This window comes from Bradyrhizobium sp. S69, assembly GCF_009766005.1.
Taxonomy (GTDB): Bacteria; Pseudomonadota; Alphaproteobacteria; order Rhizobiales; family Xanthobacteraceae; genus Bradyrhizobium.
Genome location: NZ_LMUK01000057.1, coordinates 41,984 through 42,538, shown reverse-complemented (window position 1 = coordinate 42,538; position 555 = coordinate 41,984). Strand labels below are relative to the sequence as shown.

At 68.1% G+C, this 555-nt stretch carries 1 protein-coding gene; it reads left to right on the top strand.

All coding sequences use genetic code 11. The annotated features are described in order from the left end of the window. Positions 1–113: 113 nt before the first annotated feature. On the top strand, positions 114–555 hold a 442-nt coding region (locus GSQ88_RS30740), incomplete at its 3' end, for an RraA family protein (RefSeq protein ID WP_502706783.1).

Genomic DNA, 555 nt, shown 5'->3' with positions numbered 1-555 from the left:
TTATTGCGCCATGCGATGCCAGCGCCCCGAAAGGCTGCTTGCGCCCCTTGACGCGATGGCCGTGCCCCGCAAGATGCGCCCGCCGATCAATCCCCACCGGAGCTTCCTTTTCGATGTCCCTGACCCCCGAAGCGATTGCGACCCTCTCCAAGGTGTCGACCGCCACCATCACCACGGTTCTCCTGAAGAAGGGCCTGCGAAACGTCTGGCTGCGCGGCACGCGTCCGCTGCGACCCGGACAGGCGCGGCTGGTCGGGCCGGCATTTACCTTGCGCTTCGTGCCGGCGCGCGAGGATCTGGCCACCCCGGAATCCTGGTCGTCGCCGATCTCGACCCGAACCGCGATCGAAGCCATGCCCGAAGGCTGCATCGCCGTGGTCGACGCCATGGGCGTCACGGACGCCGGCATCTTCGGCGACATCCTGTGCGCGCGCATGGTCAAGCGTAAGGTCGCAGCGCTCGTCACTGACGGCGTGGTGCGCGATCTCGAAGGCGTGCTCGGCACCGGCCTGCCGGTGTGGTGCGACGGGTTCGCCGCACCTCCCTCGGTCGCAG